This window comes from Mucilaginibacter sp. 5C4, from assembly GCF_034345625.1.
Taxonomy (GTDB): Bacteria; Bacteroidota; Bacteroidia; order Sphingobacteriales; family Sphingobacteriaceae; genus Mucilaginibacter; species Mucilaginibacter aurantiaciroseus.
In genome coordinates, this window is sequence record NZ_CP133775.1 from 787211 (window position 1) to 809177 (window position 21967).

Genomic DNA, 21967 nt, shown 5'->3' on the forward strand with positions numbered 1-21967 from the left:
GCAATTTACAACAGTAAGCTGCGGCCTCAAAGCAATATCGTTTAAAAATTTAAACCGTGTTGGTCTATCAAATAAACCAATGCGGTAATGGCTGCTGCGCCCAGTTCAAGTTCGCGTTTGTTTACGTTCTCGAACACATCATTAGGCGTATGGTGGATGTCGAAGTATCGTTGTGAATCGGGCCTGAAACCTATTAACATAATAGAGGGTCTGGTTTCTTTCAACGGGCCAATATCTGTACCGCTGCCACCGGCTATTAATCTGTCGGCTTCGTATGGTTCAAAAAGTGGTTTCCATTTTTTATTGAGTTCTTTTAAGAACGAGGCTGATGCGCCTTCAAAGCTAAAGCCACGTGGGGTAAAGCCGCCTTCATCTGTTTCAATAGCTGCAATGTGCTCTTCTTTATTCGCGGCAGCAACTTCGGCATATTTTAAACCGCCTTTGTGGCCATTCTCTTCATTCATAAAAAACACAGCGCGTATCGAGTTTTTCGGTTTATAACCTGTAGCTTTTATGATCCTTAAAACTTCTACCGATTGCATTACACCGGTACCATCATCATGCGCCCCCTCGGCCAGGTCCCATGAATCGAGGTGGCCACCTACGGTAATGAATTTATTAGGGTTTTCGCTGCCTTTTATCTCGCCAATTACGTTGTATGATTTAACGTCCGGCAAAGTTTGGCAGCTTTGTTTAAAGTAGAATTTAATAAGTGGCAATTTGCGTAACCTAAGCATGTTGCTCAGCTTATTTGCTGCCAAAGTAGATATAGCCGCCGCCGGGATCTTCCTGCCACCTTCGGCATAAACGGTACCGCCGGTATGTGGATAATCATCAAGCGCCGGGGTTATAGAACGTACAATGGCACCAACCGCGCCATATTTGGCTGCTGCTGAAGGGCCTGCAAAACGCTGCACACCTGCCGCGCCGTAGCCCGCGCCAGTCTCGATAAAGCGCTGATCGAACGGGCCGTTAAAGAAAACTATTTTGCCTTTTATAACGCTCTCGCCAAGCGCATCTAATTCTTTTATGCTGCGTACTTCCACAATATTTGCAGTGATACCTGCCGCAGGTGTGCCTACCGACATGCCCAGAGCCGTTATTGGTACTGCTATTTTATTTTTACCGTCAATAATATAACCCTGCTCTTTAGCGCCGCGTACCCAATGCGGTACCATTACTTCTTGTAAGTAAACTTTATCAAAGCCGTAACCATCCATCAGCTTTTTGCTCCACTCTACAGATTTTGCTGCACCTGCCGAGCCGCTTAAACGCTGGCCTATTTTTTTACACAGGTAGCGCAGGTTTTCATAGCATTGGCCATTAACCAGGGCCTCATCGTAAAACTTACGGATCTGCAAAGAATCTTGCGCTTGCGACGCCAGAGTTGTTACTAATAAAACGATGGAAAGGAGGAGGGCTTTTTTCATGATAAGATGCGTTTAAGCAAATGTAATATTTGCCACGCATTTTAGCATATGTCTTATGATATTTTATCCCAGCTTAACCCGGCATTTTTTGCCTGGAAAGCTAAGTTCAGGATCTGATTTTCGGGAGCAGTCAGTTGCGGGTCTTTCTCAAATATTTCGATAACGAGGTTTCGTGCTTGCTGTAATATTTCCTGGTCGGTGGTTAAGTCGGCAACTTTTAAGTCTAATACGCCGCTTTGCTGGGTGCCTTCGATGTTACCGGGGCCGCGCAGCTGCATATCAATCTCCGCTATCTCGAAACCGTTATTGGTTTTTACCATAGTGTTTAAACGGATGCGGCCATCGTGGCTCAGCTTTTCGTTACTCATCAAAATACAAAAGGATTGCTCGGCGCCACGGCCAACCCGGCCACGTAACTGGTGCAATTGCGAGAGGCCAAAACGCTCGGCATTTTCAATGATCATTACAGATGCATTGGGCACATTCACACCTACCTCTATCACGGTGGTGGCTACCATTATCTGCGTTTCGCCTTTTACAAAACGCTGCATTTCAAAATCTTTTTCGGCGGCCTTTAATTTGCCGTGCACTATACTGATACGATATTGCGGCAACGGAAACTCGCGCGACATGATCTCGATGCCGCTCTCCAGGTTTTTAAGGTCCAGTTTTTCGCTTTCTTTTATCAGCGGGTATACTACATAAACCTGTCGCCCTTTGGTAATTTCGTCTTTAATAAAACCAAACATGCGCAGGCGCCGGGCTTCGTAATAATGTACGGTTTTGATAGGTTTGCGGCCGGCTGGGAGTTCGTCAATTACCGAGATGTCTAAATCGCCGTACATGGTCATGGCCAGGGTGCGGGGGATAGGGGTGGCCGTCATTACCAAAATGTGTGGCGGCACCACATTTTTTCGCCATAATTTCGCTCTTTGTTCAACCCCAAAACGATGCTGCTCGTCTATCACCACCATGCCCAGGTTTTTATATTGCACTTTGTCTTCAATAAGCGCGTGGGTGCCTATCAGGATATTAAGCGTGCCATCTTCCAGTTTCTCGTGGATAACCTTTCGGGCTTTGTTAGGTACCGATCCGGTAAGCAATGCCACCTCTATAAAATCATCGCCCACTAAACTTTTGATGGTTTGGTAGTGCTGATTAGCCAAAATTTCGGTAGGGGCCATAATGCAGGTTTGGAAACCATTATCGATCGCGATAAGCATGCTCATTAGGGCTACCACCGTTTTGCCGCTACCCACGTCACCTTGTAAAAGGCGGTTCATTTGTACGCCGCGCTGGGTATCTGTTCGGATCTCTTTCAGTACCCGCTTCTGTGGATTGGTTAACTCGAAAGGTAATTTATCGTGGTAAAAATCATTAAAGTAATGGCCTACCTTATCAAATATATTTCCTTTGAATTTTTGCGTGCGTGTTAATTTAGTTTTTAATAGCTTTAATTGCAGGAAGAATAATTCCTCAAACTTCAATCGGTATTGTGCCTCCTTTAACTGACTAGCATCGTTAGGCGAATGGATGTTGCGGTAGCTCTCCTGCCTGCCCGCCAGTTTAAATCGGTTGAGGATGTAGGCCGGTAAATTCTCGTGAATGTCTTTAGCGGTTTGCTCAAGCAAGGCCGCTATCAGCTTTTGTAGGCCTTTACTATCTAAACTAAATTGCTTTAACTTTTCGGTTGAGTTGTAGGCCGGCTGGAGGGTTAAGTTGCCTTTTTGCTGCGGAGCGCCCGGTAGATATAGATCCATCTCAGGGTGGGCCATTTGGGCCTTTTGGTTAAAGAACCCCGGCTTGCCAAATATCACATACACCTTACCTGGGATGAGCATCTTCTCGGCCCATTTGATCCCCTGGAACCATACCAGTTCAATGGTGCCGGTATCGTCATTAGCTTGTACTACTAAACGCTTGGTCCGCTTTTCGCCAATAAGTTCTTTTTTTGTTACCCTTGCAAGCACCTGTACGTAGGGCATATCGGGTTGGATATTTTTTATCTTGTAAAACCGGGTACGGTCTATATATTTATAAGGGAAGTGCCTTAGCAGGTCTTCAAAATTGTTTATCTGCAATTCCTTTTTAAGCACATCCGCACGGGCTATGCCTACACCTTTTAAATATTCAATGGATGTTTGAAAATGCTGATTGTTCAATTTCTACTCAGATCAGGGCTTTAAAGCAATTACAGAGATCTCTACATTAACACCTTTTGGCAGGGCCGATACCTGCACGGTTTCGCGCGCCGGGAAATCAGCTGTAAAGTATGAACCATATACTTCGTTAACTTGTGCAAAGGTTTGCATATCTGTTAAAAAGATGGTGGTTTTAATAATGGCATCAAAGCCTATACCGGCCTCAGTTAGTATAGCTTTAAGGTTTTCCATAACCAAAGTAGCCTCGTCGGTAATGCCGGTGGTGATGATCTCGCCTGTTTTTGGGTTAGCCGGAATTTGGCCGGATACAAAAAGTAAACCGTTGGCAGCTACTGCCTGGCTATACGGGCCTATTGGCGCAGGTGCATTATTGGTATTGATGATGGTTTTCATGATAGTGTTTGTATTATGAAATTACTTTTTTAGAATGAACCACTGGATAAGTTTCCAGGTAATGCCGGCCAAAAACATAGTGATGGCAATGGCATTTATAACATGCATAACCTTTAGGTTAAAGCTGGTGGGCCTGTTTGGGTCTTTTTTTCTAAAGAAGTACATAACACAAATTTAATAAAAAAAGAAAGCCCCCCGAGTTATTCGGGGAGCTTTTTAAATAATATTTTATTTAGATATTATCTTTGTTTGAAAGCAACACGACGGTTAGCAACACGTCCTTCTTCAGTTGAGTTATCAGCAATCGGGTTAGTTTCACCGTAACCTTTAACTTTTAATTTTGATGCAGCAACACCAGAGTTAACTAAGTAAGTTTTTACAGAGTTAGCACGGTCACGTGATAATGATAAGTTGTGAGCAGCAGTACCTTCAGATGAAGCGTAACCGTCAATCTCAACAGTTTTACCAGATGAACGTAAGTCGGCTGAAGTAGCATCTAATACTGGGTAAGAAGAAGTTCTTAATACCGAGCTATCAAATTCAAACTGGATGTTTGAGTAAGCAGCAGCAGTTGATGCAGCAACAGCTGAATCAGCTTTAGGGAATACGATAACGCAACCAGAACCGTCAACAACGCTACCAGCAGGGGTATTAGGGCATTTGTCAAATTGATCAGATACACCGTCACCATCAGAATCTTTCTTAAGATCAGTAACTGCGTTTTCAACGTTAGTTACACGGCCTTTAAGAGCTTCAACTTCTTGGCGTAAGGCTGCATCGTATAATTCGTCGTACATCATAGCAACCGGGTTAACCCATTCTAAACTCGGCTTTGATTTCGAACCTAAAGTGAATTCTAAACCACCGTAACCGTATGAGTAGTGATCTTTAGAGTTTCGTGCGTTTTTAACGCCATCAAAGTTGCCACCATCAATAAAGTTCTGAGTGTAACCAAAGTTTAATGCAACTACGTCACTTAAGCGGAATTTAACACCAACACCAACTGGTACTACAAATTCTCTAACGTACCTGTCAATGCCTGGTGCACCACCGGCAACACCATCTTTGTAGTTAAAAGGAACGCCAGCACTAGTTACACCTGTAGGGTTGTACATAGCTAAACCAGCACCTGCATTGATGAAAAAGTTAACAGAGTTTTTACGACGAATAAAGTCGATAGTTGCAACGTTAACAACACCACTTAAAGTAGCTTGGTAAAATTTAGTTGAGTACATACCCGGGTTACCAGCGATGCTGCTGTTATCGCCAGATACTTTACCACCACGTACATCTAATTGTAAACCAAAGTTGTGGCCTAATTGATCACGTACAGAGATACCGTAACCTAATTCGATGTTTTTGTTTCTGAAGTCGTTACCACCACCAGTTGCAAGAACTTGTGAAGTTGCGCCAACGTTTAAACCGATGCTCCAGGTTTTGTACTGACCTCTTCCGCCAAATACTTTAGCGGTAGTTACTGTTGATGACATTGTTGTGTCTGCCATGGTTTTGGTGGTAACGGTTTTAGTGCTGTCTGTTTGCGCACTTACCATACCAGCAACCAGCAGAGAAGCAAATGATAATGCTACTGATTTCTTTAATGTAGAGTAATTCATAGTTTTAAGATTAAACGATTTAATTGTGATTTTTTTCAAAATTAGTAATTATGTTTGAAACAAATACCAAATTTTGTTCCAAAATTCACAATATCTACTACAATCAGTAGTAATAATTTGTTTTTTTTTAAATCATTATTGTATAGTCCATGAAATATCTACCTCTTAACGAACAGTTATTTACAAATAATAGAAAAAATTTCGTTTCGCGAATAAAATCCAACTCAATAGCTATATTTCACTCCAATGACGAATATCCAAGAAATGGCGACCAAAACTTCATTTTTAAGCAAAACCCCGATTTTTATTACCTCACAGGCATAGATCAGGAGCAAAGCATATTGGTTTTGTATCCCGATTGTCCTAATCAGCAATACAAAGAAGTACTTTTTTTAAGACAAACTAACGAACATATTGCCATTTGGGAAGGACACAAGTACACTAAAGAAGAAGCACGCAAAGCATCGGGCATCCAAAACATATATTGGTTACAGGAATATGATGCCATTTTGCATACTGTAATAAACTATGCAGATAATATATATATCAATACTAATGAGAACGATAGGTATGCACATACAGTACCCTATCGCGACCTGAGGATGCTGGAAACCCTGCGCCAGAAATACCCGCTACATCATTACGAAAGATCGGCCCTTATACTGCGCGATCTGCGTGTTGTGAAATCGGAAATTGAGGTAGAACTTACCCAAAAGGCATGTGATATTACAAGAGACGCTTTCATCCGCGTACTAAAATTTGTACAGCCCGGCGTAGCCGAGTACGAAATAGAGGCCGAAATAACCCATGAGTTTTTAAAACAGCGTGCAACAGGGCATGCTTACAACCCAATTATAGCATCGGGCAAAAACGCTATTGTACTACATTATATAGAAAACAACGAGATTTGTAACGATGGCGATGTGATTTTGTTTGACTGGGCTGCAGAATACGCCAACTACAATGCCGATATGAGCCGCTCTATCCCCGTGAATGGCCGTTTTACCAAACGCCAGCGCCAGGTGTATGATGCTGTATTGCGTGTATTTCGCGCGGCAAGTAAAATGATTGTTGCAGGTACGGTTTGGAACGAATATCATGACGAGGTAGGCAAAATAATGACAGGCGAACTGATAGACCTGGGCTTATTATCAAAACATGATGTTGATAAGCAGGACACCAAAGCGCCTTTATATAAAAAGTATTTTATGCACGGTACATCGCACCACCTGGGGTTAGATGTGCACGATTTTGCAAGCCGCTACAAACCGTTCGAGGTTGGTAACATCCTTACCTGCGAGCCGGGCATCTACATCCCCGAAGAAGGCTTGGGCATCCGTTTAGAAAACAACATCCTGATCACCAAAGATGGTAACCACGACCTGATGGCGCATATCCCTATTGAGGCGGAGGAGATTGAAGAGTTGATGAACTCGAAATAGTGAGTGGTTGATTGGGTGAGTGGTGATTTGTTAACCATTAACTCAATCAATTTAATTTAACTAATCACCCAACATAGTTGGATGCGAACTGATAAATGTTAAAGTCATGATTAACTAAAGCCTTGGCAATATCCTGCTGAAGTTTTCGCTTATCTATCCCCATCATTTTATTTTGCTGGATAATGTTGTAAACCTTTTGGGTGAGCAGCAGCTCGCGGCGGGTGTTTTTGGTTTTTTGGTTGGATAATATAAAATCGGTGATGGCGTCTATCCCCTCGTTTTTGGAGGCCACCGTTTTAAATATGGGCAGCTTGCCGTCCTTACTTTGCTGTAATATCTTTTTAAGGTTGTTGATGAACAGGTCGGCGCCATCCCTGTCGGCTTTGTTGATGATAAAGGCATCGGCAATTTCCATCAATCCCGATTTGATATTCTGGATCTCATCGCCCGCTTCGGGCACCAGCATTACAAAAGTCAAATCAGCTAAGCCGGCAACTTCCACTTCTGATTGGCCTACACCAACGGTTTCCACAATAATGTGGTCAAAGCCGGATGCGCGTAGTACATCCGTCATCTCGATGGTTTTGGCAGATAACCCACCCAACGAACCACGTGTAGCCAGTGACCGGATAAAAACATCGGGGTGGTTAAAGTGCGAGGCCATGCGGATGCGGTCGCCCAGTAATGATCCAAAGTTAAAAGGTGACGTTGGGTCTATAGCCAGTACGGCTACTTTTTTACCTTGCTGTACTAGGTTATTAATAATGGCATTTACCAGCGTGCTTTTACCTGCGCCAGGCGGGCCGGTTATACCTATAATAGGTGTATGTATATTAAAGGTAAGGCTTTTTAAAAGTTGGGTGCTGCCGGTAAGGTTGTTCTCCACTATGGTTAACGCCCGCGCAACCGATCTAAAATTGGTGCAGGTGGGTGTTATATAGGATGTGGATGCAGGCATTTGTCAAAGAAACAAAAATACACGTTAATTAATCAAGCCATAATAATATAAATGGGCAAGCTTAGATAATTATATTTGCAGTACATATAACTTATATATACTTAGTTTGAATTGCATACTCATAAGCCGGACCGATGCCATAGGCGATGTGGTACTTACCTTACCAATGGCGGGGTATTTAAAAGAACTTTATCCGGCTGCCCGCATCTTGTTTTTGGGCAAGTCCTACACTGGCTCGGTAATCAAATGTGACAAATTTGTAGATGAGTTTGTGGATTATACGGAGTTGCTGAAACTATCTGATCAGGAACAAACGACTTTCCTCCAGCAAAAAAACATTGATGCCATTGTGCATGTATTCCCTAACAAGCATGTGGCCAAATTGGCAAAGCAGGCAGGGATAAAAACAAGGATAGGTACCACCAACCGTATCTTCCATTGGTTTACTTGCAATAAACTGGTAAAACTAAGCCGTAAAAAATCTGATCTGCACGAGTCGCAATTAAACCTGGTGCTATTAAAGCCTTTAGGCTTAAAAGAAATACAACCCCTGCCGCAGGTAATAGCTCATACAAGTCTTAAACCCACTTTGGAATTACCTGCAAAATTTGAGGCTTTATTTGATAAAGAAAAATTCAATTTGATCCTTCACCCAAAATCTCATGGCAGCGGGGTGGAGTGGGGGCTTTGTAATTGTAAGAAACTGGCCGATGCCTTGCCGGCAAATAGCTATAAAATATTCATCACCGGATCTGATAAAGAGAAGGAACTGCTAACCCCCTGGATAAAAACTTTGCCTGCCCATGCGGTAGATGTTACCGGTACCATGTCGCTTGACGAGTTTATTGCTTTTATAAACCGTGCAGATGGCCTGCTGGCATCCGGCACCGGGCCTTTGCATGTCGCGGCGGCGTTGGGGATTCATGCTTTGGGGTTGTTCCCGTCGGTAAGGCCTATTCATCCCGGCAGGTGGGCACCGTTGGGCAAAAAGGCTGAATATTTAGAAAGTGGAAATGGCGATTTGGAAAGTATTTCGGTAGATATGGTTGCGGCAAAAATTAATAACTGGAAATGAGCAAACCACGCGTTTTAGTAACACTCGATTCGCTGCGGTACCCAAATACTGGGCTGTATAGCTTTGGTAAAAGTTTGGGTAAGGCTTTGTTAAAGCATAACACACAGTTTGATCTCGATTACTTTTTGTACCCCGGCAGCAACACGGGTTTCGAGGAAGAGGAGGTACACAAAACCTATCTTAAAAAGTACAACAAGTTCTTTTTCAGCAATAGTAATAAGGTGGATCTGTTCCACTTTACCGACCAGTTCTCGCGGCTTAAACCCAAAAAGGTACACAGCGGCAAAAAGATCCTGACCATACACGACATTAACCAGGTACACGAAAACGTAAGCCCGGAGAAACTTAAACTGTACCTGAAAAAACTTGGCGAGCGCATTAACAAGTGCGAGCGCATAATTACCATATCAAACTTTACAGCTAATGATGTGCTGCATTACTATCCCCACATCGCTCATAAAATAAGTGTGATATATAATGGTGCGGATAAACTGGTACTGAAAGATGAACACGCACCTGCCTACATCCCGCAGAAACCGTTTTTATTTACCATCGGCATTGTATCTGCAAAAAAGAACGCGCACGTGTTGCCTACTTTGCTTGAGAATAATGATTTGGAACTGGTGATAGCAGGTATCAAAACACCTTACGAGGCCGAGGTAATGGCACAAGCCAAAAAGTATGGTTGCGACGACCGCGTGAAAATTATAGGCCCAATAAGTGACGACGACCGCGCCTGGTATTATAAAAATTGTGAGGCCTTTGTTTTTCCATCCATCGCCGAGGGTTTTGGTTTGCCGGTGATAGAAGCCATGCACTTTGGCAAGCCGGTTTTTTGTTCAACCCGTACATCGTTGCCCGAAATTGGAGGAGATGCCGCTTATTATTTTGACAATTTTGACGGAGAGGCTATGCAGCAGGTCTTTAAAAATGGCATGACTGATTTTAAAGAGCATAATCGCTCAGCCAGAGTCATGGCGCATTCCGAAAAATTCAACTGGGATAATACCGCCATACAATATCTGCGTTTATACGAGGAAGTGTTAGGCGTTTAAGCTTACTTTTTACCCTTTAGCTTCCTGATCTTAAACCTCAGCCATATTTTAAAGCCAAAGTTTTTTAGGATGAGGGATGGCTTGTCCCGCTCAAAAATCCTATCGCGCGATTGACCCGAAACGCCCGTATCGGCAAAATGGGCTATTACATAATTATGGTGTACAAATTTCAGGTCCTTATCGCCCAAGGCCTGCATGTTCAGCGCGAAATCGGCAGATGACCTATACTTTAAATTATAGGCGTACCGCTCAAAAACAACTTTTGGATAAATAATAGATTGCTGGATAATGCCATGTTTAGCCAGGTAATAGTCAGACACGGGGCCGAGTGGCTCTAACCCGCGGGTAAGCACACTGCCATAGTAAACAAAATTAGGGTTAGCCAACTCCAAAGCCATGGCCGAGAAATCCGGCAGCAACTCATCATCCGCACCTAAAAAATAGATCCATTCGCCTTTGGCCTGGGCAAGGGCTTTGGTCATCGCATCATATATGCCGCTATCGGGCTCGCTTTTCCAATTAGTTATTTTGTCTGTATTTGCTTTTAAGATCTCTTGTGTGCCATCGGTGCTGTTGCCGTCAATTACGATCAACTCCAGGTTTGGATAGGTTTGCATAAAAACGCTGTCGAGGCAGGTTTGCAGGGTTTTTGCAGCGTTGTAGGTAACAACAATTATGCTTAGCAGGGCGTTATTGGTTTCCGCGGGATTAATTCCGTGTTTTTCATTTACCATCGGTACTATTGCTTAAATTAGCGGCATAGCATTATGCATTTGCAAAGTAAGTCCATTTAAATAAAATTCCTGTTGAAAATATTATTTGATCATCAATACTTTTCTACTCAAAAATACGGCGGCATTACCCGTTACTTTGCAGCATTAAACAAGGGCCTCAACAACCTCCCCGGGATTTCAGGTCAGATCGGAGCACTATATTCCGAAAATGCGTACCTGCCCAAAGGTTTATTGCCATTAGATAATGTAATCGGAAGAAAAATCTTCAATCGTCACAACAACCGCCTTTTTCGCTGGAATAAGCGCTATTCTAATTACCTCATTAAACAAGACAATTACGATGTTTTTCATCCAACGTATTACGACACCTATTTTTTAGACATCATAAAAAGGCCATTCGTAATCACGGTTCATGATATGATCCACGAAACGCTGCCCGCGTTATTTCCAGATTCGGCAGCGGTAATTGCACGGAAAAAGCAACTGATAGAAAAGGCGAATGCGCTTATCGCCATATCAGAATATACCAAACAGGAGATCATTAGGTATTATCCACATGCCGTAGCCAAGATCACGGTAGTTCATCATGGCTACATTTTAAACCCGGTATCTGCAAGCGCGTTGGTATTACCAGAAAAATATATCCTGTTTGTGGGCGACCGCGCGCACTATAAAAACTTTACAACCTTTATTAAAAGTATAAACGGTTTGTTGCAGCAGGACAAAAGCCTGCATTTGATCTGCGCTGGTGGTGGCTTGTTCAGTAAACAAGAGCAAGAAATAATATCGGGCTTTAACATCGCTGCGCAATGCCAACAACTTACGGTAACCGATGCCCAGTTAAAACAATTGTACACCCAGGCCACCGTTTTTGCTTTCCCATCATATAAGGAAGGGTTTGGCCTACCGTTGCTGGAAGCTTTTGCCAATTACTGCCCGGTAGTGTGCAGTAACGCAAGCTGTTTCCCCGAGATAGCCGGAGATGCCGCTTTGTACTTCGACCCGATGGATGAGGCATCTGTTAAAAAAACAGTAGCACAAGTTTTAAATGACGACGATACCCGCAAATTACTTATTGCAAAAGGCCGGCAACGCTTGCAACGCTTTACTTTTGATAACTGTGTTGATAATACCATACAGGTTTACAAGACGTTATTAAAAAGCGTTTAACTATACATGGCCAAATTTGTATAATTTTGCACCTTAACTTTTTAAATGAAGACTTACTTCCGGTTATTATCTTTTGCAAAGCCAATTGAAAAGTTTGCAATACCATATATCCTTACTACTCTGTTTGCCGTAATATTTAGCACGCTAAACCTTGCTTTGGTGGCGCCGTTGTTAACAACACTATTTGCCAATAATCAAAGCCACGCGGTTATGCCACTGGGTGCTAAACCTGCGCTTATAGATATCATGGCCACCTTTAATTATTATGTGCGCTATGCCATTAACAATTATGGTACAGGTGGGGCTTTAAAGTTTGTTTGTGGTACCATTGTAATATCGGCCTTGTTAGGTAATTTTTTTCGTTACCTGTCGCAGCGCATTATGGAGAACTTAAGGGTATACACCCTTTTAAACCTGCGCCGTACCGTATTTAATAATGTAATGAACCTTCACCTTGGCTTTTTTAGTAACGAGCGTAAGGGGGATATTATCTCCAAAATCGCCTCAGATGTGCAGGTGGTACAATATTCGGTGACCGGCACTTTACAGGTTGTTTTTAAAGAACCTTTAACACTTATCACCTTCCTGGCAATGCTGTTCCTGATCTCACCAAGCCTAACGTTGTATTCATTTTTGATCATTCCGTTCTCGGCATTTATTATTGCCCGCATTGTAAAACGATTAAAACAACAGGCCGTAGCATCGCAGCAAACCTATGGCAACATGATCAGTTACCTGGATGAAGCACTTTCGGGCATCAAAATCATCAAGGCTTTTAATGCCACGGGTTTTATAAAAAACAGGTTTGATAGCGAGAATAAAAAGTATTCGGAAATTACAAAATCTATGGCGCGCAGGCAGCAGCTGGCCTCACCGGTATCGGAGTTTTTGGGGATATGTATGGTTGCCGGAATTGTTTTGTATGGAGGTAATTTGGTTTTAAATCAAACATCACCATTGAAACCCGCAGAATTTATTGCCTTTATTGTATTGTTTTCGCAGATCCTCAGGCCCGCTAAAGCCATTTCAGATTCGTTCAGTAACATACACCAGGGTATTGCCGCCGGCGAGCGTGTGTTGAGCCTGATAGACGAAAAGCCTACTATCATTGATGCACCAGATGCATCAACCATAAAAGATTTTACCGAGGCTATCCGTTTCGAGGATGTATCGTTTGCCTACCAGGAAAAGGCGGTGTTATCACATGTAGATCTTGTTGTGCCAAAGGGTAAAACCGTGGCGCTGGTTGGCCCTTCGGGTGGTGGTAAATCTACCATGATGGATCTGATCCCTCGTTTTATGGATCCGCAAAGCGGGCGTATTACAATTGATGGGCACGATATTAAAGGTGTAACAGCAGACTCGCTGCGCGGATTGATGGGCGTGGTAAACCAGGAATCGGTTTTGTTTAATGATACCATTTACAACAACATCGCTTTTGGTAAACCCGGTGCTAGCCCTGCTGATGTAGAGGCTGCCGCACGTATAGCCAACGCCCATAATTTTATTTTAGAGGCCGAGAACGGTTACGAAACTAACGTGGGCGACCGCGGAACAAAGCTTTCCGGTGGCCAGCGCCAACGCATTTGTATAGCCCGAGCGGTGCTGACTAATCCACCAATAATGCTCTTAGACGAGGCAACATCGGCGCTTGATACTGAATCAGAAAAATTGGTTCAGGATGCCTTGAACAACCTGATGAAGAACCGTACATCGCTTATTATTGCCCACCGTTTAAGCACCATTCAAAATGCGGATATAATTGTGGTATTAGAGAATGGTAAACTGATAGAGCAGGGCAACCACCAGGAACTGATCAATAAAAATGGCTTGTATCGTAAGCTGATAGATATGCAAACCTTTAACGAAGGATAAATTAGGGTTTCTTATTAAGCTTATCTTTAATATATTGCCAGTCGCGCATTAATAAACCTTCGGGCATGGGGTTATTCCGTTTTTCTGTTTTGGCTATATACTTTTTAGCCTTGCGCAGTAAAAACTTATCTCTAACCGGTGCAAACGGGTTAAACCCAAGCTTACCCTTTGTAAACAAATGCAGGAAGTGGCCGTCGCTGTAAAAGTTATAGCCTAACTGGTCGGCAATGGCTATTAAAGTAGCTTCATTGTAAAATGCGATATGCTGGCCGGTCTCGGTAGCAAAATATGCCCAATCTTCAAGTTTTTCAATTTTACCGGGCTGTAACTCGGTACTAAATAGTAAGCTGTCCGAAAATTCAAGCATCTTTTTTATTTGCGGTATCGGGTCGGGTAGGTGCTCAAAAACCTCAAACGCGGTAACCATTTCAAAGCGCGTGTTTGCGGGCAGGTCAGTCAAATCAAAATATTCAGCAAACAAGTTTTGGGCGTAAGGGTCGGTATGGTAAAAATTAAAACCTTTATCGCGCATAAGGCGGGTAAATAAACCATAGCCGCCTGCGTAATCCAGAAAGGTGCCTTTGCTATCAAAGTTATTTAAAAGTAGTTTGCTAACCCGCCCGCTTAAATTAATATTACGATACGGCAGGCCAACATCAAGCTTGGTAATGGCAGATGAGTAGGCTTCGTCGAGCCAGTAGGCCTCCTCGGTTTGGATGAAGCCCGTTTGGTTACAACGGTAGTATTTTACATCGTATTTGCCCAGTACCCGGGCTGTAAAAAGGAGTGTGGTATCGCCGCCGGTTATTTTGCTTTGCATTTTTTAAAGATGCAACTATTATTCTTAATGTAAAAAAACAACATACCCTTTCGTTTAAGTAATATGCTGCATTTGCAGTAAATTGCGCCAATTAAAACGCTATGCCTATACCCATTATATTTTTCCATTATGGCAACCCGGCTTACTTAAAATATAGCCTTAAACAAGCCCGGTATTTTAACCCGGAAGCTGACATTTATTTACTGGGCGACGATAAAAACAACCGCTGTTCGTTTGTAACACATATACAGGCAAGCAAATACGTAAAAGATACTGAGGCTTTTACAAGCGTATATCAGCACAATAACACCAACGAAATACACTACGAGTTACATTGTTTTTTGCGCTGGTTTTATGTACGTGCTTTTTGCCGGGGACATAATATAGAGCAATTTATATACCTCGATTCGGACGTGTTGTTGTATCAAAATGTATCTGATATGGCAATTTATTTTAGAAATGCAGCCATTGCAAATACTTGCGAAACCATGGGTATGCCAGCATTTACTTATTTTAACAGCTATAAAGCAATAGATAGTTTTTGTGATTTTTAATAGACGCTTACACTACAAACGCCGGTTTAGCAAGGCTTAATGAGTTTTACGCTCCCTTTTCCGCTGATCCCGAAATGATGGGCGGTGTTTGCGATATGACGCTGTTCCAATTTTATTTTAATGATCACCCTGCCGAAACACTAAAGATAGACCTGATGAATGGCGAGTTAGCCATAGATACATCCCTGCACAATGCTGATGGTTACGAAATGGAAAACGGTATCAAAAAAATTTACTGGCAAAATAACCTGCCCTTTTGCAAATTGGAGAGTAGTGGCAAGCTAATAAGATTTGCTGCATTGCACTACCAGGGCCACGAAAAATACTTAATGGCAAAGCATTACCTGGGTGGCGGCTATGCTATAAAAAGATTTTTAGAGATCCATGAGATAAAAGCGCGGTTTAAAAAGTTCAGGAGAGGTATTAAAGGGCTGTTTAAATCATAATATTTTGCCACAAAAATTATCTTTGCAACATGGATGCCCCCACTATATCATATAAAACCAAGTCGGCAGTATTGTTTATAGTATTTAACCGGCCGGATACTACCGACCGTGTCTTCGAACAAATTCGCGCAGCGCAACCATCGCGTTTATATGTAGCAGCGGATGGGCCAAGGGCACAAAAGGCTGGTGAAGATGTTTTATGTGAGCGAACACGCGCTATCACAGCAAAAGTAGATTGGCCCTGCGAGGTAAAAACGCTTTTTCGCGAGAGCAACTTGGGTTGCAAAAACGCGGTATCATCTGCTATAGATTGGTTTTTTAATAATGAGGAAGAGGGTATAATATTAGAGGACGACTGCCTGCCCAACCCGGATTTTTTCAGGTTTTGCGATGCGATGCTTGATAAGTACAGGGATGATACCCGCATCAGGCATATTGGCGGCGCTAACCTGCAGCATAGTAAACAATGGGGCGATGCAAGCTACTACTACTCCAACCTTACACACGTTTGGGGCTGGGCCGGCTGGCGCAGGGTTTGGAAAGATTACGATAAGGAACTTTCGCACTACCAGCCAGCCGATGTAAGAGCCAAGCTGGAAACTATTTTTAACGATCGCTTTGCGGTTGATACCTGGATGGAAATTTTCACCAAATTAAAAGCAGGCGAAATAGATACCTGGGATTATCAGTTGAGCTTTTTAAACTTCGTTAATAACGGGTTATCTGTTATCCCAAATGTCAACCTCATATCAAACATTGGCTTTGGTGCTAACTCAACCCATACCAGCGATGTTAATAATCCAAATGCGAACATACCATTGCAGGATCTTGGTGAGATAACCCATCCTGCTGATGTAGCGCCACAAAAGGAGGCCGATTACTATACCCTTAATATGGATTTTAATTTGGATTATCGCTGGATGCGCTATAACAAACCCAAGCGCAAATTAAAGCGGTGGTTGCAAGGCCTGTTCAAACAACAAAGCCACCCACCCCAACCGGGCGAATGGCTTTACAAAATCAATAGTTAGATCTTATTAGTTGAACTTAAACCCTAAGCCCAACGAGAATACCTGGTTGCGGTAATCTGGAATAGCCGAGTTGCCATTCGCGTAGTTTTTGTCGAGGTCGATAGCGTAACGGCCCCTTAGTTCCACATTGCGATTAAGGTTGATGCCTACACCAACAACGCCCGATATATAGCTTTTATCGCCACGGTAATTGTATTCAGATTCTGATATGATGTTAAAGCCATCATCGTAAGTATTACGGGTTGATGTGATGAATGTTAACTGCGGGCCTATTACAAAATTAAAGCCCGGCACCAAACGGAATTTGGCTAATAAAGGGATATCAACATAATTGGTACGTTGCTTAAATGTACCGTCGATAGTTTCGGCTTTGTAACCCTTTTGCGAAAACAAAATTTCGGGCGCGAATGATAACGGATAGGCAATAGGCACCTCAAAGGTTAAACCCGCGTGCCAGCCTGCAATAGTGCTGGTGCTAAAGTCTGAGTTATAAGCATCAACGGTATTGGAAAAGTTTACACCACCGGCAAGGCCAACTTTTGGCGTGTAAAAATCATCGCCACCACGCCTGTTATCATAACGTTGCACGGGGGCGGGTCGCCTTACTCCCCGGCGCTGGTAGCGGCGATCGTAACGTTGCGCGCTCACGGTTCCGGCAACGGTAATAAGGCATACGGCCATTAAGAGAAATTTTTTCATCGGTTCTGTTTTAAAGTGTTGCTGAACTACTGTGGGCTGGCCACAATATTTCCTGTTCGTTGATTTTTATAACCTATAGAGTGAAATCAGGGGCCAAGGTTTATTCGTATATCCAATATATATCTTTCTAAAGGCAAAACAATTAGCCGTAATTGAGATTTAAGCTACATTTGGATAATAATGAAACAGAAAAATTACATTACCTGCTGCCTCCTTTTAACGTTTAGCCTGCTTACCCAGGCAGTTTCCGCTCAAAATAAAAGTTTTATCACCACTATAACCGAACAAAACCGTTGGGTAGATTCGGTGTTCAGGAAGCTGACCCGTAAAGAAAAGATAGGCCAGTTATTTTACGTAAGGGCGCATACCAACAGGGGCAAGGCCTATGAAGATTCTGTTGCAACCATTATCCGCGACGAACACATTGGCGGCCTGGTGTTTTTCCAGGGCGGGCCGGTAAGGCATGCTAACCTAATCAACCTTTACCAAAAACAATCGCGCGTGCCATTGCTGATAGCTATGGATGGCGAGTGGGGCCTGGGCATGCGGTTAGATTCATCCGTATCCTACCCTTACCAAATGACTTTAGGGGCCATACAAGATAATACCCTCATCTATAAAATGGGGCAGATGGTTGCATATGATTTTAAGCGACTGGGCATGCATATCAACTTCGCACCCGATATGGATGTAAACAATAACCCCAATAACCCGGTGATCAACTACCGCTCGTTTGGGGATAATAAGTACAATGTTGCCAAAAAAGGGATCGCCTACTTTACCGGCATGCAGGATGCAGGCGTTATCGTCTTCGCAAAGCACTTCCCCGGCCATGGCGATACCAATGTGGATTCGCATTTTGCTTTGCCGCAGCTGCCATTTACCAAAGGCCGGTTAGATTCATTAGAAGAATACCCATTTAAGCAAGCCATTGAGGCAGGTATTAGCGGTGTAATGATAGCTCACATGAATATCCCGGCGCTGGATAGTACCAAGAATTTGCCTTCTACTTTATCCCGCCCGATAGTTACCGGGGTATTAAAAGATTCGCTAAGATTTAAAGGCATTGTAGCATCAGATGCCATGGAGATGCAGGGCGTAGTAAAAAATTTACCGAATGGCGAGGCCGATGTAAGGGCTTTTTTGGCAGGGAACGACTTAATAGAATTATCCGTCAATTCAAAAAACGGCGCGAAGCTTATTTTAAAAGCCATCAAAAAGAAACAGATCAGCAAAGAAGAATTTGATGCTAAGATCAGGAAATTGCTTGCCGCAAAGTACTGGGCAGGGTTAGCTAATTACAAGCCGGTATCACCAACTACCATCCCACAGGATATAAACCGCGCTGCCGCTGCCGAGCTGATCCAGCAACTGGCAGACGCATCGGTAACGGTAATAAAAGGGAGCGGCCAAACCATCCGCCAGGATCCTTTAAAGAAAACCGCGATTATTAGCATTGGGTTAGATAAGCCCACCGTTTTCCAGGTGGAGCTTTCTAAATGGTACCCCAACAGCATGATCTTCCACGTAGATAAAAACATGGGCGTGCCCGAAATGAACCGTATGCTTCAGGTACTAAAGCAGTATCCGCAAGTTTTTGTCAGCATCCACGATACCCGCACCCGCCCCGCCAGCAAGCTCGATTATAGTAATAACGTAAAGCTGCTGATATCTGAACTGGCCGCTAAGCCAAACACGGTAATGAGCCTTTTTGGCAATCCCTATACCATTGCAGGTTTGCCAGGCATCGAAAAAAGCACGGGCATAATTGTAGGCTACCAAAAAGAGGATGCTATGCAACGTTCGGCAGTGAAGGTGATAACAGGGTTGATAAAACCGGCAGGTAAACTACCGGTGAGTGTAAACGCGTTTTTCCCTACCGGAACGGGCGTAAGCTTTTAATCACTTGCTAAAGCTTTTTTAAAGGTGGTATCGTTGGCGTTAAGCACGCGGTAGTAAGCGTTATTGCCCCATTTAAAACGGGCGGCGTTGGCTTTCACCAATATTTTAATGGTTTCTTTTGATTGCTGCAGCTCTGCCGGGTTAATTTGCTTAATAGTTTGCAGCGCGTAGGCTATAAAGTTTTTCAGCCCCTCATCGCTCAGGTTGTACTGCTCAATAAAATTATCTGCAGTTGGGTATTTGGATAGAGCGGGTTGTAACCTATCAATAATGTAAGCGGTAAAAAGCTGGTTCTGCGCAAGCTGGCCTACCAGTTGAGTATTCTGTGCGGTATCGGCAGGTACAAAAACATCGGGCATTATACCACCACGGCTAAATACCTTGCGGCCTTTGGTGGTATGGTAGGTTGATCCTCCAAAAAAGGCACTATCACTTAAGTTGTTCCCTGCATTTAATAACTCGCCCTTGCGGATCCTGTTAAGCAGTTCGTTACGATAACTCGCCAAGCCGTTTGCATAAGATTTTTGGATCGACCTGCCCGACGGTGTGTAATATCTTGCCACCGTTAGGTTTATGGCCGTGCCATCTCCAAATGGGAATTGCTGTTGTACCAAACCTTTACCAAACGAGCGGCGACCTACAATAGTAGCCCTGTCCAGGTCCTGTAAAGCGCCCGCTAGTATCTCACTTGCCGATGCGGAGTACTCATCAATAATAACAGTCAGGTCGCCATTCTCATAACTGCCGGAATCTGTCGCGAAGTAATCTGTACGCGGCTCGTGGCTGCCTTTGGTGTAAACTATAAGTTTGCCTTTTGATAAAAACTCATCTGCCATACTGGTGGCAGTATTCAGGTAGCCGCCGCCGTTTCCGCGCAGATCCAGCACCAATTTTTGCATACCATTGGCCTTTAATTTTTTAAGGGCGCCCCTAAAATCGCTATCGGTGGTTGAGGCAAATTTGCTTATTTTAACATAGCCCGCGCTGCCAACGTTATAGGCGGCATCAAGGCTGCTTAAGCTTACACGATCGCGTTTTATAGGGAAATCTTTTATTTTTTTAAACCCATCGCGGCTTATGCCCAGGCTTATCTGCGTGTCCTTTTCGCCCCTGAATGTTTTGCTGATGTGCTGAATATCCAGTTTAGTGCCCGAGAATGGCTTGCCATCCACATTGATCACCCTATCCCCAACCATAACACCTGCTTTAGCAGCGGGGCCATCAGTATTAACCTGGGTAATAACCAAAGTATCGCGCAGCAACTGGTATTCTAAACCTATGCCGTTAAAGCCGCCTTCCAAACGTTCGTTAATGGAGCGAGCCTGTTGCGCGGGTAAGTAAACCGAATGTGGGTCGAGGTTTTGCAGCATATCGTTCACGGTCACACCCTCGATACTGTCAGTATTTACCGAGTCGACATACTTATTATTAACCAGGGAAAGTACGCGTGAAATTTTGTCTGGACCGGCACTTAGGCCAAGTTTGCGGCCTACCATATCGCCGTTAGTAAGAAGTATGCCGATACCTATTCCTATCAAAATTAATATCAGCGTCCTGAAAATTATACCCGCAGTTCTTTTCATGTGTAAATGGCTATTGCAAATCTAATAAATAGCGGCTATAGCTTATAATTTAGTTCATCTTCGTTGCTTTGATGTTTTTTATTCAATTTTGTTAAAATATTTATTGCCTCACCCTGCCCTCTCCAAAGGAGAAGGTTCAAAAGTTGAAGCTGAAGTCCTGTCCTTTGGAGAGGATTAGGTGAGGCTAAACATCAACCAAAATGGAAAGAAGTACCGAAAAAGACTCTAAATACAATGGCCTGGAGAACATGCCTTTGCTTGAGCTTTTGAAGAACATCAATAACGAAGATAAAACTGTACCATTAGCGGTAGAGCAGGCCTTGCCGCAGATAGAAGCGCTGGCAAAGATCACTACCGAGCGCATGCGCAAAGGCGGCCGCCTGTTTTACATCGGCGCGGGTACCAGCGGCAGATTAGGCGTGGTAGATGCATCGGAGTGCCCGCCAACATTTGGTGTGCCGTTTGATTGGGTAGTGGGTATTATTGCCGGTGGCGATACGGCCATTCGCAAAGCGGTTGAATTTGCCGAAGATAATACCACCCAGGCCTGGAAAGACCTGCAGGAATTTGATATCCATGAGGGCGATGTAGTGGTAGGCATAGCAGCATCGGGCACTACACCCTATGTTATCGGCGGTTTAAAAACCGCTAACGAGCATGGCATTGCTACAGGTTGCATTGTTTGTAATGCCGGCAGCCCGGTTGCCGCAACGGCCCAATACCCGGTAGAAGTAGTTACCGGCCCCGAGTTTTTAACCGGCAGCACCCGCATGAAAGCAGGCACCGCGCAAAAGCTGGTTTTAAATATGCTGAGCACAAGTGTAATGATACAACTGGGCAGGGTAAAGGGTAATAAAATGGTGGATATGCAGTTATCAAATGATAAGCTGATACAGCGCGGCACCAACATGGTAATGGCCGAAACCGGCCTGCCAGAAAGCGAAGCCGCCGCGCTGTTAAACCAATATGGGAGCGTACGTAAAGCAATAGACGCACATAATAAATAAATATGCAGGAGATTA

20 protein-coding genes are annotated in these 21967 nt (G+C 43.6%); 10 read left to right on the forward strand and 10 right to left on the reverse strand.

Going from position 1 to position 21967, the window contains the following annotated elements; translation table 11 throughout:
• Positions 1–41: 41 nt before the first annotated feature.
• The 5 genes from RHM67_RS03710 to RHM67_RS03730 all read right to left on the reverse strand — a co-directional run bounded on the left by RHM67_RS03710 (position 42) and on the right by RHM67_RS03730 (position 5601).
• Complete coding sequence (locus RHM67_RS03710) at positions 42–1430, reverse strand: M20/M25/M40 family metallo-hydrolase (protein ID WP_322230714.1); 1389 nt, start codon at positions 1428–1430, stop codon at positions 42–44.
• Positions 1431–1483: 53 nt separating this feature from the next.
• Positions 1484–3592 carry an ATP-dependent DNA helicase RecG gene (gene recG, locus RHM67_RS03715; RefSeq protein ID WP_322230715.1) on the reverse strand — a complete coding sequence of 703 codons (2109 nt, stop codon included), beginning with the start codon at positions 3590–3592 and terminating at the stop codon, positions 1484–1486.
• Positions 3593–3604: 12 nt separating this feature from the next.
• Positions 3605–3985: a RidA family protein gene (locus RHM67_RS03720; protein ID WP_252757607.1), complete on the reverse strand. Its 381-nt coding sequence runs from the start codon at positions 3983–3985 to the stop codon at positions 3605–3607.
• A 21-nt stretch (positions 3986–4006) separates the two neighbouring features.
• Positions 4007–4150, reverse strand: a complete 144-nt coding sequence (locus RHM67_RS03725; protein ID WP_252757608.1) for a DUF6728 family protein — start codon at positions 4148–4150, stop codon at positions 4007–4009.
• Positions 4151–4224: 74 nt separating this feature from the next.
• Positions 4225–5601 (reverse strand): OmpA family protein, encoded by a 1377-nt coding sequence (locus RHM67_RS03730; RefSeq protein WP_322230718.1) that lies wholly within the window; start codon positions 5599–5601, stop codon positions 4225–4227.
• Between the two features lie 149 nt (positions 5602–5750).
• On the opposite strand from RHM67_RS03730, the gene RHM67_RS03735 reads away from it, so the two are divergent.
• Positions 5751–7043, forward strand: a complete 1293-nt coding sequence (locus RHM67_RS03735) for an aminopeptidase P N-terminal domain-containing protein (RefSeq protein WP_322230719.1) — start codon at positions 5751–5753, stop codon at positions 7041–7043.
• Between the two features lie 64 nt (positions 7044–7107).
• Here RHM67_RS03735 and meaB read toward each other — a convergent pair whose 3' ends face one another.
• Positions 7108–8001, reverse strand: a complete 894-nt coding sequence (gene meaB / locus RHM67_RS03740; RefSeq protein WP_322230720.1) for a methylmalonyl Co-A mutase-associated GTPase MeaB — start codon at positions 7999–8001, stop codon at positions 7108–7110.
• A gap of 106 nt (positions 8002–8107) precedes the next feature.
• Between meaB and RHM67_RS03745 the strand changes: the two genes are divergently transcribed.
• Both RHM67_RS03745 and RHM67_RS03750 read left to right on the forward strand, forming a co-directional pair.
• Positions 8108–9076: a glycosyltransferase family 9 protein gene (locus tag RHM67_RS03745; RefSeq protein WP_322230721.1), complete on the forward strand. Its 969-nt coding sequence runs from the start codon at positions 8108–8110 to the stop codon at positions 9074–9076.
• On the forward strand, positions 9073–10131 hold the full coding sequence (locus tag RHM67_RS03750) for a glycosyltransferase family 1 protein (RefSeq protein WP_322230723.1): 1059 nt from the start codon (positions 9073–9075) through the stop codon (positions 10129–10131). The genes RHM67_RS03745 and RHM67_RS03750 overlap by 4 nt, the downstream gene beginning before the upstream one ends.
• Before the next feature lie 2 nt (positions 10132–10133).
• Here RHM67_RS03750 and RHM67_RS03755 read toward each other — a convergent pair whose 3' ends face one another.
• On the reverse strand, positions 10134–10865 hold the full coding sequence (locus tag RHM67_RS03755) for a glycosyltransferase family 2 protein (protein WP_322230724.1): 732 nt from the start codon (positions 10863–10865) through the stop codon (positions 10134–10136).
• Between the two features lie 72 nt (positions 10866–10937).
• Here RHM67_RS03755 and RHM67_RS03760 point away from each other — a divergent pair, with 72 nt between their 5' ends.
• Positions 10938–12035, forward strand: a complete 1098-nt coding sequence (locus RHM67_RS03760; RefSeq protein WP_322230726.1) for a glycosyltransferase family 1 protein — start codon at positions 10938–10940, stop codon at positions 12033–12035.
• A gap of 45 nt (positions 12036–12080) precedes the next feature.
• Complete coding sequence (locus tag RHM67_RS03765) at positions 12081–13910, forward strand: ABC transporter ATP-binding protein (RefSeq protein ID WP_322230727.1); 1830 nt, start codon at positions 12081–12083, stop codon at positions 13908–13910.
• Between the two features lies 1 nt (position 13911).
• On the opposite strand, the gene RHM67_RS03770 is transcribed toward RHM67_RS03765, so the two are convergent.
• The gene (locus RHM67_RS03770) at positions 13912–14730 is read right to left on the reverse strand and encodes a class I SAM-dependent methyltransferase (RefSeq protein WP_322230728.1); all 819 of its coding nucleotides are present in this window, start codon (positions 14728–14730) and stop codon (positions 13912–13914) included.
• Between the two features lie 101 nt (positions 14731–14831).
• On the opposite strand from RHM67_RS03770, the gene RHM67_RS03775 reads away from it, so the two are divergent.
• The 3 genes from RHM67_RS03775 (at position 14832) to RHM67_RS03785 (ending at position 16761) form a co-directional block, all read left to right on the forward strand.
• Positions 14832–15284 carry a hypothetical protein gene (locus tag RHM67_RS03775; RefSeq protein ID WP_322230729.1) on the forward strand — a complete coding sequence of 151 codons (453 nt, stop codon included), beginning with the start codon at positions 14832–14834 and terminating at the stop codon, positions 15282–15284.
• Positions 15285–15379: 95 nt separating this feature from the next.
• A complete protein-coding gene (locus RHM67_RS03780; protein WP_322230730.1) occupies positions 15380–15730 on the forward strand; it encodes a hypothetical protein in 351 nt (116 codons plus the stop codon).
• 29 nt (positions 15731–15759) lie between these two features.
• Positions 15760–16761 carry a nucleotide-diphospho-sugar transferase gene (locus tag RHM67_RS03785; protein ID WP_322230731.1) on the forward strand — a complete coding sequence of 334 codons (1002 nt, stop codon included), beginning with the start codon at positions 15760–15762 and terminating at the stop codon, positions 16759–16761.
• A 6-nt stretch (positions 16762–16767) separates the two neighbouring features.
• Here RHM67_RS03785 and RHM67_RS03790 read toward each other — a convergent pair whose 3' ends face one another.
• Positions 16768–17460: a porin family protein gene (locus RHM67_RS03790; RefSeq protein WP_322230732.1), complete on the reverse strand. Its 693-nt coding sequence runs from the start codon at positions 17458–17460 to the stop codon at positions 16768–16770.
• Positions 17461–17640: 180 nt separating this feature from the next.
• Here RHM67_RS03790 and RHM67_RS03795 point away from each other — a divergent pair, with 180 nt between their 5' ends.
• Positions 17641–19362: a glycoside hydrolase family 3 protein gene (locus RHM67_RS03795; protein WP_322230733.1), complete on the forward strand. Its 1722-nt coding sequence runs from the start codon at positions 17641–17643 to the stop codon at positions 19360–19362.
• Here RHM67_RS03795 and RHM67_RS03800 read toward each other — a convergent pair.
• Positions 19359–20945: a S41 family peptidase gene (locus tag RHM67_RS03800; RefSeq protein WP_322230734.1), complete on the reverse strand. Its 1587-nt coding sequence runs from the start codon at positions 20943–20945 to the stop codon at positions 19359–19361. The genes RHM67_RS03795 and RHM67_RS03800 overlap by 4 nt on opposite strands.
• A 200-nt stretch (positions 20946–21145) precedes the next feature.
• Here RHM67_RS03800 and murQ point away from each other — a divergent pair, with 200 nt between their 5' ends.
• A complete protein-coding gene (gene murQ, locus RHM67_RS03805) occupies positions 21146–21952 on the forward strand; it encodes an N-acetylmuramic acid 6-phosphate etherase (RefSeq protein WP_322230735.1) in 807 nt (268 codons plus the stop codon).
• The last annotated feature ends 15 nt before the right edge of the window (positions 21953–21967 follow it).

Excerpts from the sequence above, each read along its gene's own strand:
- RHM67_RS03710 (WP_322230714.1), bottom strand. The coding sequence starts at position 1,430 with ATGAAAAAAGCCCTCCTCCTTTCCATCGTTTTATTAGTAACAACTCTG.
- RHM67_RS03720 (WP_252757607.1), bottom strand. The coding sequence starts at position 3,985 with ATGAAAACCATCATCAATACCAATAATGCACCTGCGCCAATAGGCCCG.
- RHM67_RS03725 (WP_252757608.1), bottom strand. The coding sequence starts at position 4,150 with ATGTACTTCTTTAGAAAAAAAGACCCAAACAGGCCCACCAGCTTTAAC.
- RHM67_RS03730 (WP_322230718.1), bottom strand. The coding sequence starts at position 5,601 with ATGAATTACTCTACATTAAAGAAATCAGTAGCATTATCATTTGCTTCT.
- RHM67_RS03735 (WP_322230719.1), top strand. The coding sequence starts at position 5,751 with ATGAAATATCTACCTCTTAACGAACAGTTATTTACAAATAATAGAAAA.
- meaB (WP_322230720.1), bottom strand. The coding sequence starts at position 8,001 with ATGCCTGCATCCACATCCTATATAACACCCACCTGCACCAATTTTAGA.
- RHM67_RS03750 (WP_322230723.1), top strand. The coding sequence starts at position 9,073 with ATGAGCAAACCACGCGTTTTAGTAACACTCGATTCGCTGCGGTACCCA.
- RHM67_RS03755 (WP_322230724.1), bottom strand. The coding sequence starts at position 10,865 with ATGGTAAATGAAAAACACGGAATTAATCCCGCGGAAACCAATAACGCC.
- RHM67_RS03765 (WP_322230727.1), top strand. The coding sequence starts at position 12,081 with ATGAAGACTTACTTCCGGTTATTATCTTTTGCAAAGCCAATTGAAAAG.
- RHM67_RS03770 (WP_322230728.1), bottom strand. The coding sequence starts at position 14,730 with ATGCAAAGCAAAATAACCGGCGGCGATACCACACTCCTTTTTACAGCC.
- RHM67_RS03775 (WP_322230729.1), top strand. The coding sequence starts at position 14,832 with ATGCCTATACCCATTATATTTTTCCATTATGGCAACCCGGCTTACTTA.
- RHM67_RS03780 (WP_322230730.1), top strand. The coding sequence starts at position 15,380 with ATGACGCTGTTCCAATTTTATTTTAATGATCACCCTGCCGAAACACTA.
- RHM67_RS03785 (WP_322230731.1), top strand. The coding sequence starts at position 15,760 with ATGGATGCCCCCACTATATCATATAAAACCAAGTCGGCAGTATTGTTT.
- RHM67_RS03790 (WP_322230732.1), bottom strand. The coding sequence starts at position 17,460 with ATGAAAAAATTTCTCTTAATGGCCGTATGCCTTATTACCGTTGCCGGA.
- RHM67_RS03795 (WP_322230733.1), top strand. The coding sequence starts at position 17,641 with ATGAAACAGAAAAATTACATTACCTGCTGCCTCCTTTTAACGTTTAGC.
- RHM67_RS03800 (WP_322230734.1), bottom strand. The coding sequence starts at position 20,945 with ATGAAAAGAACTGCGGGTATAATTTTCAGGACGCTGATATTAATTTTG.
- murQ (WP_322230735.1), top strand. The coding sequence starts at position 21,146 with ATGGAAAGAAGTACCGAAAAAGACTCTAAATACAATGGCCTGGAGAAC.